The organism is Bacteroidales bacterium, from assembly GCA_029210725.1.
In the GTDB taxonomy this organism is placed as follows: domain Bacteria; phylum Bacteroidota; class Bacteroidia; order Bacteroidales.
In genome coordinates this window covers 83,035-96,828 of sequence record JARGFM010000009.1, presented here as the reverse complement: position 1 = coordinate 96,828, position 13,794 = coordinate 83,035, and the positions used below count along the sequence as shown (strand labels likewise).

Below are 13,794 nucleotides of genomic sequence, written 5' to 3'. Positions count from 1 at the left end.
GCTCTTAGTTTATTTGTTACAATATTCAAAAAAACCGATCCGGTCCAGTTCCTCCCGGATGGTTTTCTTTTCCGGATCGGAGATGGTCTGCAGCGGAAGCCGGTTGGGTCCGCAGTCCAGGCCCAGATAGCTCATAATGCTTTTTCCTGCGATAATATTCCTGCGATATTTGTCCAGAATCCCGCAGAACTGATTCGCCTGATCCTGAAGTTGCCGGCAGCGCTTCATCTCTTTTCCGGCATAGGCCACTGCCATCTTCCTGTACAGGCTGAAGCAGTGATTGTAGGTTCCTCCCACCCCTGATTTGATTCCATAGTCCAGGCCATCCAGGAACATATCATCCCTTCCCCAGAGCATTTCAAATCTCCCTTCAGACAGCTGCATACAACGCTCAAATTCATCCAGGTCACCGGAGGAGAATTTAACCCCGGCAAAGCTGGGAATCTCTTTCGCAGCTGAACTTAGAAGTGCGGATACCGGCAGCTGAACCCGGTTCAATGGTGGGATATGGTAGTAATAGAAAGGGAGTGAGGGAGCAGCACCTGCAACAGATTTGCAGTAGGCGAGCAACTCTTCATTTCGTCCGGGGGGAAGAAATGCAGGGGCCATGGCGGCGATGGCAAAGGCCCCGGACCTTTCGGCATGAACCGCCAGAACCATCTGGTCCTTTAAGGAGATGCCTCCTGTGTGTACAACAATCTTCAGCTTCCCTTCGCTTCCGGCGATCCATTTTTCTGCAACAGCCTGGCGCTCCTCTCTGGTGAGCAGGGCCCCTTCACCTGTGCTTCCGCAGATAAAGGCACCATCCAGTCCGTTCCGGATTAAATAAGCGGCATATTCAGGAATCAGATCCAGATTCACTTCCCCGTTTTCGTGCATGGGGGTAAATGGTGCAGCCAAATATCCTTCGATTCTTTTCATATTTCAAATTAAAACATTTAATTGAGCTACAAATACAAAAAACAAAATATGAAGAAGCCGGCTGTAATTCTCCTGCTTGCTTTTGGATTTTTTCAATGGAAGGCTGCAGGCCAGGAAGAGGAGAAACGTATCTTGATCTACACGAAAAACGGAGAAGGCTATGTGCATGAGAACATTGCTGCCAGCGTGGCAGCCCTGGAGAATATCTGTGCCAGGGAGGGCATCCTTACGGAGTGGTCTGACCAGCCCTCGGTTTTTACCGGGGAAAACCTGAAGCGCTTCGATGCCCTGGTGTTTTCCAATTCCAATAACGAAGGTTTTGATACAGATGAACAGCGAAAGGCTTTTCAGGAATTTATCCGCCGGGGGGGAGGGTTTGCAGCCATCCACTCCGCTAATGCCACAGAGCGGGACTGGCCCTGGTACTGGGCCCTGGTGGGCGGCAAGTTTCTTCGGCATCCGCCTTACCAGGAATTTGATGTGCTGGTGTGCGATTCCACCCATCCGTCCACCCGGCACCTGCCTGCCCGGTGGACCGTCAGGGATGAATGTTATTACTCTTACCAGTTGAATCCGGATATCCATGTGCTGTTGAACGTCGATCTGAACACCATCGAGGACATGGAGAAGAAAAAATATCCCGGTGAGACCTTCGGACATCTTTTTCCCCTGTGCTGGTGCCACGAATTTGAAGGAGGACGGCAATGGTACACCGCCCTGGGACACGATTCACAATTCTACGAGGATCCGCTGTTCGTGGAGCATCTGAGGGGTGGCCTGTTGTGGATTCTTGAAACAGAATAAGGGCAAAGGGCTCAGTTCTGTGGATGGAATCGTTCGTTTGAAACTCCGGATGCCAGAACATATTTAACCAGGCCCACTTCTTTGGCCAGGTATATTTCCCTTACCGTGAAATCAGTCCAGTAAGGATTAAAATCGTTAAAGATGAAATGTAAAACCTCCTGGTAAGTACCGTAGGAGGTAAGCAGTGAATCAAGAAACTCCACAGAGGACATGATCTCTCCGTCCTCGTGAATCTCGTAGCCCTTGTCGGTCATCAGAAGGTTCTTGTAACCGAAGGGAGTGTCCAGGCTGCTTATGGTTTCAAAATCAAAGTCATACGAAAATCCCACCTGTCCCAGCGAAATGCTGATCTGATCCCCGTGTGGTGGACTGTTAGCCCTCATGGAGATTCCGAGAAGCATGCCAAAACCTGATTTGAATGACTGGAAACACTCTTCTGTATAGCAGGTGCGGGTATTGATTCCTAAAAACGTGCTCCAGCTTTTCCCCATCGTTTCATTGTTCCCGGTCATACTCATGCTCGATGAGATTCCGTTATAGTCTCTCATAATGAACACCTCTCCTATGGTGTCGGGAGCAAGCCATTCTTTATGGGCCTCTTCCAGGTAATAGTATTCTTCCTTCAGGGGGTGTTCACCTTCACCTCCGCAGGAAAGGAGGAAGAAGCCCATGGCCATATATACTGGCTTAATCGCTAATCTCATAGAATTCCCCGTTGCTCATCTCTATTTTCAGGATACCGAAGGCTGTATTGTAAAATATACTGTCGGCCAGGATTTGTCCCTCCGGGATTCCATCCCTCCAGTTGTTCCCCATTTTATAAACTTCCCTGTACCAGTTCTGGCCAATCTGTATGGAATCGAAGTAGCTGTGGCCAAGGTCGATCTCCATGGTGCATGGAAGCCAGAAAGATGAACCTCCGGCCCAAATCAGGCACTCATACCGGGCAGTATCTGTTTTGTGGATTCCTATATTACAGGGAAAAATGGGATAATCCGGGGTGAGTGTGCTAAGGTCCGACTCCCTGCGTACTTCGGTGCATTCATCATAATAATCTGATTGTTTCTCCCTGGATCTGCTGGCATAAAAGGATATCTTATATCCCTCTGAGTGAAGGAAGCTGTATGTCTGGCCGTCTATATAGGGCGAACTGCTGATTGCCTCCTCGCTCAAACTGCCAAAGTCGATCAGATGGTAGTCACAGGGAGGAGGACAAGCCGTAAGAACGGTCCCCATGGTCGCGAACAGGATGTATCTGAAGCCCTTTCTCATTTGTGACACAAGCTTTGCATGCTATTTCACATACTTCTCCAGCCACTGGTCCTGTTCCCATAACATGTGCAGGATGCTTTCCCTGGCCCGGTAACCATGGCTCTCTTTGGGCAGCATCACCAGCCGGACGCTTGCTCCAAGTCCTTTCAGGGCATTGAAATAGCGGGTGCTCTGAAGGGGGTAGGTGCCCGAATTGTTGTCTGCCTCACCATGGATCAGCAGAAGGGGGGTCTTCATCTTATCGGCATGCATGAAGGGAGACATGCGGTAATAGACCTCAGGAGCTTCCCAGTAGGATCTCTCTTCGCTCTGGAAGCCAAAGGGGGTGAGGGTCCGGTTGTAGGCTCCGCTTCTGGCAATCCCCGCAGCAAACAAATCGCTGTGTGAGAGCAGGTTAGCTACCATGAAGGCTCCGTAGCTGTGTCCGCCTACGGCCACCTTGTTACGGTCAATATAGCCCAGTTGATCTACGGCATCAATGGCTGCCAGGGCGTTGGCCACTAACTGCTTGCGGAATGAATCATTGGGTTCTTCATCTCCTTCACCCACAATGGGGAAGGCAGCCCCGTCCAGAACCACATAACCCTTGGTTACCCAGTAGATGGGAGAACCATAGTTGGGTGAGGTGAAACGGTTGGGATTGGCGGTGGTTTGTGCAGCACTGGACTTGTCCTTGTACTCCCTGGGGTAGGCCCAGAGAATCATCGGAGCTTTCTCTTTTTTCTCCCTGTCATACCCCACAGGCAGGTAGAGGGTGCCGGAGAGTTCCAGACCATCGTCACGCTGGTAAGTGATCACCTCTTTATGAACATTCTGCAGGCTTTTGAAGGGGTTTTCAAAGGCCGTTATCTGCTGCAATGTGTTGTTTTTTAAATTTCTGAAATAGTAGTTTGGATAATCCGTGGGTGATTCGATGCGGACCAGGAGCCTGTTTTTATCTATATCAAACCGGCTCAGGTTTTCCAGCCTGTCGGTATATGTCGATTGGTAAATCCGATTAATTGTTTTGGTTTTCAGATTCATCTGGTCCAGGAAAGGAAACTGGCCCTCTTCTGAATAACCGCTGCCAAGGAGGTAAAGATGGTTCTTTTTTATGCTCAGTACCCTGCTCCCATATTCATTCCTTTCGCTTACAAACCGACCCGGATCATTATACCGGTCCTGGTAATTCCGGTCGAAAAGGACAAGCGGTGCACTGCTGGCGTCGGAGGGGTTGAACAAATAGCTCTTGCTGTTCCTGGTGTTCCACCAACGGTCACTGGCCACGGCCACCTTTTCATTACCCCATTGAATGCCCGTGAAGCGGTTGATGGTTTTCAGGAGCGGGACCGGTGTGCCGTTAAAGGGGGCTTCCAGCTGGAACACTTCATCCCTGAAATCCACCTCGTTTTCAGGATCACCTCCATCCAGGGCCACTGCAAATACCAGGGTGGCCGGCCGGTCGCCTCGCCATTCCAGGTCTCTTCTCCCTTTTTGAACTGCCATAAAACCCTGTGGAAGTTCCTCGATCAGGGGAGACTCCAGGACCGTTTCCACTTTTACTGCATCACTCGAATATACCGTGCTTGTGGATGGAAAACGGTAATAGGGAACCAGGTAGGAGAAGGGCTTTTCAACCGTGGTGACCAGCACATAGCTGCCATCCGGCGAAAAACTGATACTGCTGTACATGGCACTCTCCAACCACTTTTCACTCCTTCCGTCCAGGGAGACCTTATGGAGTTCGCTTAGGGCCAGCTGTTCGAAGTTGTGTTCATCGTTCTTGTTCTGCAAAAGGTCCTGGTAGGTCCGGTTCTGGGCTCTTTTTCCATCGGCCACCGAGATGGTAGGGCCCTGCGGAACAGCATTCACCGCATCAATCAGTGCTTTTCTGTCTGAGGAGATCATCTTGACCAGAATGGACTCGCTGTCTTCGAACCAGTTAAGCACAACGCCCATGTTGGCATTGATCCCTGCCCCGGTAAGGCGCCTTGCTTTTGCCGAGTCAATGTCCAGTACCCAGAGTTCCACCCCGGTGGCAGCGGTATGGGTAAAGGCCAGTTTCTTCTGATCGGGCGACCAGCTCAGGCTGGTCAGTTTTGGGGTACCGGGCAGTCCCTGTACCTGGACCACTGCCGCCTCATTTTCAGTCAGTTTTTTGATCTTGAGATTATTCACATAGGTGGTGCGGCTCCCGATATTGGTTAAGGGATCGATCCGCAGTCCCCCGAGACGCAACTCCTGCCTGGAAAGTTCCTCGATGGATTCATAAGCATCCCGGTAGAGGAGTATCATGTTTTCCTGCTTGTCGTCCAGCAGGACCGATGGTGCAAGCGGGACATCGACAAGTTCCAGGATCTCTTTGGAGGGTTTCTGATACGCCAGGTTTAACTGGGCCAGAAGAACCGGGGAGAGAATGAGGGTAAAAAACAGAAATAAGGCTGTGCGTTTCATTTGGTAAACGTTTTTGATGTGATTTTTCGTCAAATGTCTGGTCTGTTTATTGGAAGAGCGCAAGAACCGTCTCCAGTTCCAGCCCTCTGAAATCATCCAGTGCCAGGCTGACGCCCTCTTCCAGCAAATCTTTCTTCGTATGTCCGGATGCAATACCCACCACCCGTATTCCGGCATGAAGGGCCGACTGGATGCCGGCCCGGGAATCTTCAAATACCAGACAGTTTTCGGCCGGTATGTCCAGGAGCTCCAGTGTTTTCAGATAGACTTCGGGGTGGGGTTTTCCGTGAGTTACATCCACTTTGCCGACAATGTGTTCAAAGATGTTTTCCAGCTTCAGTTTCTGAAGGCCCAGTTTAATGTTCAGCACCGGTGCGGAAGTGGCCAGGGCAATCCTGTAACCGTTTCTTGTGATTTGATCCAGGAAGCTGTTTAATCCGGCGATGGGTTTTACATCCTCTGTCCGATGGAGGATATTCTGGTAATTGCTGTCCACTTCTTCCAGAAAGAGGTCCAGCTTTTCCTGACTCAGATCCTTCCCGAAAAGCATCCGGAGAGAAGTGGGACCGGTTCTCCCGGAAAGGACATTATCAAAGAGTTGATCATCGTAAGGAATCCCCTGTCCGCTCAGGAATTTTTCCCATGCAATCTTATGGTATGGATTGCTGTCAATCACCACGCCATCCATATCAAAGATGAAACCGTATTCCATTGGCCCTTTAGAGATTTAGGAAAAGATCTATGCTTCCCCGAATTTTACCCATTTTTCCTGGTCATTGTAACCTGCACGCACCACCGTATCGATGAATTGCATGCCACGAATGCCGTCCTCCACTCCTGGAAAATCCAGCATTTCGGCACTTGGCTCCTGCCCATTGGCCCTGGCCCTGACCGTCAAGCTGAAATTACGGTAAATATTGGCAAAAGCTTCCAAGTAACCCTCCGGATGTCCGCCCGGAGTGCGCGTATTATGGGCCGCTATATCACTATTCAGGCTGGTTCCCACACGCAATACCTGCATGGGAGCCTCCTTCCACTTCACGATCAGGGAATTGGGTTCCATTTGCTCCCATTCCAGACCGCCCTTATCCCCGTACATCCTGATCTTTATGTCATTTTCCTCCCCGGCTGCCACCTGCGTAGCCATTAAGATGCCTCTGGCACCATTATCGAAACGCAGAAGGGCAGCCCCATCATCATCCAGCAGCCGGTCGGGAACAAACACATTCAGTTCCGCACAAAGCTCGGTCACTTTTAATCCGCTGATATACTCTGCCAAATGGTGGGCATGGGTTCCGATATCCCCCATGCACCCGGCCTTCCCAGAGCGCTTTGGGTCGGTGCGCCAGCTGGCCTGAGGGTTGCCAGTGTCTTCCAGTTTGGAGGAAAGCCAGCCCTGTGGATATTCCACGAATATTTTCCGGATTTTGCCCAGTTCCCCGTCAGCCACCATCTTTCTGGCATGTTTTACTGCAGGGTAACCCGAATAGGTATGTGTCAGGGCAAAGCTTAATCCGGTTTCTTCAATTTTCTTCTTAAGTTCAAGCGCTTCATCCAGGGTGAAGGTGATGGGTTTGTCCATGACCACGTGAAATCCGTTTTCCAGGGCCATCATGGCCGGGTCGAAATGGACAAAGTTGGGGGTCACGATGCTGACAAAGTCCATTCGCTCGCCTTCGGGGAGCCTGGCTTCCTGTTCAAACATCTCCTGGTAGCTTTCATAGACTCTTTCTTCAGGAAGGTAATAGGATTTGCCCGACTCCTTTGAGATCTTGGGGTCCACACTGAAGCAGCCGCAAACCAATTCAATCTGATTATCCATTAAAGCAGCCAGGCGGTGAATCGCTCCGATAAATGCATCGGTTCCTCCGCCGACCATTCCCATCCTGATTTTTCTGTTTTGCATGGTATCAAGCGTTTTGTTGTTGAGCAGATAAAGCTAACTTTTTTTTCAGAGAGAAGCGCCCTTTTTTATTACTTTTGAAAGGCAAAAAAACCGCTTTGATCTATCCTGAACACTTTGAATCAAAAATTGGTTTTGACCGGATTCGTGAACTGGTCAAGTCCCACTGTCTCTTTGATCCCGGAAGGGAACGGGTGGATGAAATGGCCTTTATGAGCGATCATCCGGCTATTATCCATGAGCTAAAACTGGTGGAAGAGTTCATGGAGATCCAAACGCAGGAAGATGAGTTTCCTGTCCAGAATTTCACGGATAACCGGGAGGCCCTTAAAAAAGCGGAGGTGGAAGGTGCCTACCTGATGAGCGAAGAGGTAAGCAGCCTGCAAAAATGCCTGGACTCGGTTCGTGCCATCTTAAACTTCTTTAAAACGGACGAAGAGGAGAGATACCCGGTGCTTACAGAATTGTGCAGGCCTGTAAAGGTTTTTCCTTTTGTGGGAGACAGGATTCATAAGATCCTGAACAAGCATGGAAATATCCGTGATAATGCCTCGCCGGCCCTGCAGCATATCCGCAGGAGCCAGCAGGAGAAGCAGGGAGCTGTTTCAAAAAAGCTGAATCAGGTAATGAGCCGTGCACAGCGCGAGGGATGGGTGGATGCCGATGCAGCCCCCACTTACCGAAACGGTCGCCCGGTAATTCCTGTCATGGCGGGAAATAAGAGGAAACTCGGAGGAATGATCCATGATGAATCTGCTTCCGGCAGAACGGTATTCATTGAACCTGCCGAGGTGGTGGAACTCTCTAATGAGATCAGGGAACTGGAGTATGCCGAACGCAGGGAGATTATCCATATCCTGCAGGAGTTTACCGCGGACATACGGCCCTATATCCCGGATTTGCTCTCTTCCCAGGAGTTCCTGGGCCGCATTGATTTTATCCGGGCACGTGCCCTGTTCGCCACCCGGCTGGGGGCGATCAGGCCCCGGGTGGAGCAGGAGCAGATCTTCGACTGGAAGCAGGCCCTACATCCCCTCCTGTACCTTTCGTACAAAGCTGAACAGAAAGAGGTGGTGCCCCTTTCCTTCCACCTTTCCGGTAATAACCGCATTCTCCTGATCTCCGGTCCCAATGCCGGAGGAAAATCGGTTTGCCTGAAAACCATCGGACTCCTGCAATATATGTTGCAGTGCGGCATGCTGGTACCTTGTTCAGAGACCTCTGTTTTTGGACTTTTCGCAGGGATCTTTATCGATATCGGCGATGAGCAATCCATCGACAACGATTTGAGCACCTACAGCTCCCATTTGCTTAATATGAAATTCTTCCTCAGGCATGCCGCTGCAGACACCCTGGTGTTGATTGATGAGTTTGGGACAGGTACCGAGCCCATGCTGGGAGGAGCTATCGCAGAAGCAATCCTGGAGCAGATGAACCGGTCCGGGACCAGCGGAATTATCACCACCCACTATACCAACCTGAAGCATTTTGCAACCTCTTCGGAGGGCCTTGTGAACGGAGCCATGTTGTTCGATAACCAGAAGATGCAGCCCCTGTATCAACTGCAGGTTGGTAAGCCGGGCAGTTCTTTTGCCTTTGAGATCGCCAGGAAAATCGGCTTGCCCGAAGAGGTTCTCGGTAAAGCTTCTGAAAAGGTGGGTCAGGATCATATCGATTTTGACAAACACCTGAGGGAGATCCTCCGGGATAAGAAGTACTGGGAAGGAAAGCGGCAGAAGATCAGGCAGTCGGAGCGCAAACTGGAGGATCTGATGGAGCGTTATGAGAAGCAGCTCCAGGAAAGTGAAAAGCAGCGCAAGGCCATTGTTAAAGAGGCCAGGGAAAAAGCGGATGCCATGCTGACCGGTGCCAATAAGAAAATTGAACAGACCATCCGGGAAATTAAGGAGGCAAAAGCGGAGAAAGAGCGGACCCGGGAGGTGCGGAAGGAGCTTGCGGAATTCAGGGAGCAGATGGAGATGGAGAAGGGGAAGGAAGAGAGGAAGGTAGAGAAACAACTTCAGGAGATCCGCCGGAAGGGAAGTGAGCTGGAGACCAGCCGGCCCGATCTTCGTCAGCGCTCCGGAAAGACCCTGGTTCAGAAAGAGGTGAAGGAAGATCCCGGGATCCGGGTAGGGGATATGGTCCGTATCGGGGGACATGATGCTGCAGGAGAGGTGCTGGAGATCAAAGGCAAAAATTGCGTCGTGGCATTTGGGATGCTGAAAACAAATACCAAACTGGGACAGCTGGAGAAGATTCTTTCTGAGGAGGCCAGGCAACTCAGGAAAAAAGTCCAGTCGAAGGTAAACCTGGGTGAATGGAACGTAAGCAGCAGAAGGGTCCGCTTTCGTCCCGATATGGACCTGAGGGGCAAGCGGGCCGATGAAGCCATGGAACTGGTGGTATATTTTATCGATGAGGCTATTATGGTCAACGCCCGGGAGTTGAGAATCCTGCATGGAAAGGGAAATGGAGTCCTTCGGCAGCTGATCAGGGAATACCTTCATACGGTGGACCTGGTGGAGTGGTACGGGGATGCCCATGTGGACCAGGGAGGGGCGGGAATCACCGTGGTCAGACTTGAAGTTTAGTGGCAGTAAGAATTTATACAGTTCCCAATTCATTTGAAGTAAATAAATACCCAGGGTGTTGAAGATCAGTTTTATAAAGAGAAAAGAGATTCAGGTCGAGAAATGGGATCACCTGATAGCCGGATCCACGGCCGAGACCCTTTATCCGTATTCCTGGTACCTGGATGCCGTTGCAGAAAACTGGTCGGCCCTGGTGGCGGAGGATTACCGCTTTGTGATGCCGGTCGTATGGAAAAAAAAGGCGGGAATGAAATATATATACCAGCCTTTTTACACCCAGCAGCTTGGAGTCTTCAGCAGGGAGTATGTGGAGCCTGAACTGATCCGGAAGATGCTGCACATCCTGTATAAAAAGTTCCGCTTCGCCGGGATGAATTTGAATACCAGAAACCTGGTCGGAGAGGAGGCTCCGTTTACGGTGGATGATAAATCTAATTATATCATGACCCTCTTTAAGGATTATGATACTCTTGCCAGGGGGTACTCAAGCAATGCCGGCAGAAATATAAAAAAATCCACGGAGCTTTCCGAAGTTATTGAGAGAAGCCTGCCGGTTGAGGAGTTGGTCAGGCTGAAAATGGAGAATGATGTGATCCGTCGCTCCCGGGAGGATTACCGCTGGATGCTTGATCTGTTCGAGACCATCCTGCAAAGGGGTGCCGGAAAGATCTATGCAGTACGCAGGGAAAGGGAGATCACTTCTGCGGCATTTTTTGCCTTCAGCAGAACCAGGGCCATCTACCTGCTTTCAGCCTCCAGCCAGGAAGGTAAGGAGCAGAGAGGGATGTTCAGGATTGTGGATGCCTTTATCAGAGATCATGCCGGAAGCGGATTGATCCTGGATTTTGAAGGTTCAAATATTCCATCAGTAGCGCGTTTTTTCGCAGGATTTGGGGCACAAGCTGAAATATACCAGGGAGTGAGCTTCAGCCGATTGCCCGCCACACTCACCAGGCTGAGATAGCATGAAAGAAAGAATCCGAAAAACAATTACCGCCCTGGCCCGTCCATGGAAACTGGAACGTCTGATCGGGCTTTCGGGAGAGGCTGATATTTTTCCCTTCTATCATACGGTTTCCCCGGAACCCCTGCCCCACATCAGTCACCTGTACCGGGTGAGGAAGCCGGAGGAGTTTGAAAGAGATCTGGAACAATTGCTGAGCTGCTTCGAACCTGTCAGTCTGGCTTCCTGCCTGGAAAACAGAAAAGATACGAGAGGCAGGCGCCGCATGGTCCTTTCCTTTGACGATGGCCTTTCGGGATGTTATCAGTATATAGCCCCCCTTTTGAAGAAGAGAGGGATACCCGCCCTGTTTTTTCTGAATAACAGGTTCATTGATAACAGGGCCCTCTTTTACCGGTACAAAGCGAGCCTCCTGCTGCATCGTTCAAAAGAGGATTGCCGTGCAAGGGAGCAGATGGCCGCTTTTCTGAAGATCCCGGAGGAGCAGCTTGAAACCTCTATTCGAATGATCGCCTTCGATCAGCGGGCATTGCTCGATGCTCTTGCCAGGGAGGCGGAACTGGATTTCTCTGCCTACCTGCGCTCCAGAGCAGTCTATATGGACAGTGAAGAGATCAGGGAGCTGCTTCGGTGGGGCTTCGATATAGGAGCTCATTCGGCCGATCATATGGATTTTACCCTGTTGGAAGCAGATGAGATGATCCGGCAGGTCCTTACCAGCATAAGGGACCTGCAACAGCGCTTTGGGATATCCACCTCCTATTTCTCCTTTCCCTTTACCAGCGACGGCGTTCCGAAACAGGTGATTGAATCGCTTCTGGAAGAGGGGCTGGCCACGACCTTGATGGGTAGTGCCGGATTGAAGCGGACCGGTCATCCGGCCTTTATCCAGCGCATTCCCATGGAACAATTTGAAGCTGATGCATTCGAAGCCCTGAAAACAGAATATCTCTCATTCCTCTTCAAGAAAGTGGCCGGACTGGACCGCCTCAGATACTGATCAGCCGGTGAACATCACATCCCCGTCTCCATCATGAATTACTGGATTTTCAGGGATCAGGCCGGTCAGCTTATGATGGGCAAAGATCAGCTGGGGCATCTTTCTTACAGAGAGAAAGATCTTTTTAAATGCCAGCATCTTTTCTCTTAACTCTGCATTGCGGATAGTGCTGTGGGTGCACCCCTTGTCAATCATGGTCCTGACAATGACTTCGGCCATGCAGTTTTGCAGCCCTTTCTCTGTGGCGAACAGATAGGGGACAGACAGTGCATTATTGTGGATCAGGAGCCAGATGATTCCATGACTTTTCCCATCGGAGTGAATCAGGTGATAAATGATGTTTTCGAAACGGCTGGCCCGGTAGGAAAAGTGATAGTTGATGGGATCGCAGCCCTGCTCTGTAAGCCATGGATATTCCAGGGCCCACTGAAAAATTTCCCGGTCCCTCCGGAACAAAGTATCACGCTGCTGTTTGCTTACCAGCTCCGATAACTGGGCAATAAAGCCATTGACCTGCTTCACCTGGCAGGTATTCGTGCCGGGGAACCTGAATCTCTGCAGGCCAAATTCCCGAAACCGGTTTATCAGCAGATCGGTGGTTCTGAACAACTTTTCGTATCCCATACGTGGCGCCAGTAAATCTTCGGTGGCCGATCTCAGGTGGAATCGAAAGCCATCTCTTATTGAGATAAGACCGAAGCGGCCGCTGCGGTCATAGACGGCCCTGGATTCCGGTGCAAAGTTGGTATACATCAGCCGCCCCTGCCACTGCTCCTCGGCTGTTTCTAGCAGCCGGGTGGAGATCCCGCGGCGCCTGAAACCGGGATGCACCCAGTTCCCGCTCAGCCAGGCGAATCGCTGAGACTGACCCTCACGATCATATAAATAATCCGGCAAAAGAGTGCGGTATGCCACGACTTCGCCCCGCTGACGCATTTCAAACAGAACAGGGTCGGAAAAATCCGCCCTGGGATTCCTGAGGTAAGACTCCAGACGGAGCGGACTGACAGGTACGAGGGATTCCGGATTAGAATAGAGGGTGTAAAGATAAGGCTTAAGCTCCTCCAGTGTATAGATTCTCAGATCCATACCAGGCTTTTAGACATTCTGGATCAGCCTGTCAAAATCTGCTTCTGAAAGATTGGCGCTTAACAGCCGTCCATCCTCACATCTCAGGGTTCTTGAAGGAAAGCGTTTGATCAGGTTGTAGTTATGGGTCGCCATGACCACAGCCCTGCCGTTTCCCGAGATCTCTGCCAGGATATTCATGATATCATCGGAGGTGGCCGGATCCAGGTTGCCGGTAGGCTCATCGGCCAGGATAATTTCCGGATCGTTCAACAGTGCCCTTGCAATGACCACACGCTGCTGTTCACCCCCGGAAAGCTGATGTGGCATTTTGTAGCCTTTATAACCCAGATCCACTTTTTCCAGGACCTCCGCAATGCGGTCGTTTATTTCTGCTTTGTTTTTCCAGCCTGTGGCTTTCAGTGCAAACTCCAGATTGCTGTCCACATTCCGGTCGTTCAGGAGCTTGAAGTCCTGGAAGACAATTCCGAGCTTTCTCCGGAGCATGGGAATCTCTTTACGTTTCAGGTCCGCCAGGCTGAATCCGGATACCGTTCCGGTACCCTCTTTCAGGGGTAACTCGGCGTTGATGGTCTTGATCAGACTGGTCTTTCCGCTTCCGACCCTGCCGATCACATAGACGAATTCACCCTTTTCAACAGAAAGATTTACCTGCTCCAGAACCATATGTTCGTTGACTGCAATAACCGCATTTTCAAAGGAGATGACATTGTCCAGCGCCATAGTATCTGAATTATATGGCTAAATTAAGAATTAAAATCATACTAAAAATTAACATCTGACTGTTAATTAAAAAGAAGAGGCGCCAAATGAG

Annotated in this window: 12 protein-coding genes; 4 read left to right on the top strand and 8 right to left on the bottom strand. The window is 50.6% G+C overall.

Features of this window, described 5'->3' with window-relative positions:
- Nucleotides 1-9: 9 nt before the first annotated feature.
- On the bottom strand, nt 10-921 hold the full coding sequence (locus tag P1P86_06805; protein ID MDF1574888.1) for a dihydrodipicolinate synthase family protein: 912 nt from the start codon (nt 919-921) through the stop codon (nt 10-12).
- Between the two features lie 48 nt (nt 922-969).
- On the opposite strand from P1P86_06805, the gene P1P86_06800 reads away from it, so the two are divergent.
- Nucleotides 970-1,725 (top strand): ThuA domain-containing protein, encoded by a 756-nt coding sequence (locus P1P86_06800; protein MDF1574887.1) that lies wholly within the window; start codon nt 970-972, stop codon nt 1,723-1,725.
- A gap of 11 nt (nt 1,726-1,736) precedes the next feature.
- Here the strand turns inward: P1P86_06800 and P1P86_06795 are convergent, their stop codons facing one another.
- From P1P86_06795 to P1P86_06775, 5 genes are read right to left on the bottom strand one after another with little or no spacing between them, the layout of a single operon-like run.
- Nucleotides 1,737-2,429: a hypothetical protein gene (locus P1P86_06795; protein ID MDF1574886.1), complete on the bottom strand. Its 693-nt coding sequence runs from the start codon at nt 2,427-2,429 to the stop codon at nt 1,737-1,739.
- Nucleotides 2,413-2,997: a hypothetical protein gene (locus P1P86_06790; GenBank protein ID MDF1574885.1), complete on the bottom strand. Its 585-nt coding sequence runs from the start codon at nt 2,995-2,997 to the stop codon at nt 2,413-2,415. The genes P1P86_06795 and P1P86_06790 overlap by 17 nt, the downstream gene beginning before the upstream one ends.
- Nucleotides 2,998-3,018: 21 nt before the next feature.
- Nucleotides 3,019-5,430 (bottom strand): prolyl oligopeptidase family serine peptidase, encoded by a 2,412-nt coding sequence (locus tag P1P86_06785; protein ID MDF1574884.1) that lies wholly within the window; start codon nt 5,428-5,430, stop codon nt 3,019-3,021.
- 46 nt (nt 5,431-5,476) lie between these two features.
- Entirely contained in the window at nt 5,477-6,142 is a 666-nt protein-coding gene (locus tag P1P86_06780) for an HAD family phosphatase (protein MDF1574883.1), read from the bottom strand.
- Nucleotides 6,143-6,169: 27 nt separating this feature from the next.
- Nucleotides 6,170-7,336, bottom strand: coding sequence for a Gfo/Idh/MocA family oxidoreductase (locus P1P86_06775; protein MDF1574882.1), 1,167 nt, complete (start codon nt 7,334-7,336; stop codon nt 6,170-6,172).
- Between the two features lie 95 nt (nt 7,337-7,431).
- On the opposite strand from P1P86_06775, the gene P1P86_06770 reads away from it, so the two are divergent.
- Genes P1P86_06770 through P1P86_06760 form a run of 3 tightly spaced genes read left to right on the top strand, consistent with a single transcriptional unit; the run spans nt 7,432 to nt 11,891 of the window.
- Nucleotides 7,432-9,927 (top strand): Smr/MutS family protein, encoded by a 2,496-nt coding sequence (locus P1P86_06770; GenBank protein ID MDF1574881.1) that lies wholly within the window; start codon nt 7,432-7,434, stop codon nt 9,925-9,927.
- A gap of 58 nt (nt 9,928-9,985) precedes the next feature.
- Complete coding sequence (locus P1P86_06765; GenBank protein MDF1574880.1) at nt 9,986-10,891, top strand: hypothetical protein; 906 nt, start codon at nt 9,986-9,988, stop codon at nt 10,889-10,891.
- Nucleotide 10,892: 1 nt separating this feature from the next.
- A complete protein-coding gene (locus P1P86_06760; GenBank protein MDF1574879.1) occupies nt 10,893-11,891 on the top strand; it encodes a polysaccharide deacetylase family protein in 999 nt (332 codons plus the stop codon).
- On the opposite strand, the gene P1P86_06755 is transcribed toward P1P86_06760, so the two are convergent.
- Both P1P86_06755 and P1P86_06750 read right to left on the bottom strand, forming a co-directional pair.
- A complete protein-coding gene (locus tag P1P86_06755; protein MDF1574878.1) occupies nt 11,892-12,980 on the bottom strand; it encodes a GNAT family N-acetyltransferase in 1,089 nt (362 codons plus the stop codon).
- 9 nt (nt 12,981-12,989) lie between these two features.
- Complete coding sequence (locus P1P86_06750; protein MDF1574877.1) at nt 12,990-13,703, bottom strand: ATP-binding cassette domain-containing protein; 714 nt, start codon at nt 13,701-13,703, stop codon at nt 12,990-12,992.
- Nucleotides 13,704-13,794: the final 91 nt, after the last annotated feature.

Coding starts and splice junctions, on each gene's coding strand:
- P1P86_06805 (MDF1574888.1), bottom strand. CDS start 921: ATGAAAAGAATCGAAGGATATTTGGCTGCACCATTTACCCCCATGCAC.
- P1P86_06800 (MDF1574887.1), top strand. CDS start 970: ATGAAGAAGCCGGCTGTAATTCTCCTGCTTGCTTTTGGATTTTTTCAA.
- P1P86_06795 (MDF1574886.1), bottom strand. CDS start 2,429: ATGAGATTAGCGATTAAGCCAGTATATATGGCCATGGGCTTCTTCCTC.
- P1P86_06790 (MDF1574885.1), bottom strand. CDS start 2,997: ATGAGAAAGGGCTTCAGATACATCCTGTTCGCGACCATGGGGACCGTT.
- P1P86_06785 (MDF1574884.1), bottom strand. CDS start 5,430: ATGAAACGCACAGCCTTATTTCTGTTTTTTACCCTCATTCTCTCCCCG.
- P1P86_06780 (MDF1574883.1), bottom strand. CDS start 6,142: ATGGAATACGGTTTCATCTTTGATATGGATGGCGTGGTGATTGACAGC.
- P1P86_06775 (MDF1574882.1), bottom strand. CDS start 7,336: ATGCAAAACAGAAAAATCAGGATGGGAATGGTCGGCGGAGGAACCGAT.
- P1P86_06760 (MDF1574879.1), top strand. CDS start 10,893: ATGAAAGAAAGAATCCGAAAAACAATTACCGCCCTGGCCCGTCCATGG.
- P1P86_06755 (MDF1574878.1), bottom strand. CDS start 12,980: ATGGATCTGAGAATCTATACACTGGAGGAGCTTAAGCCTTATCTTTAC.
- P1P86_06750 (MDF1574877.1), bottom strand. CDS start 13,703: ATGGCGCTGGACAATGTCATCTCCTTTGAAAATGCGGTTATTGCAGTC.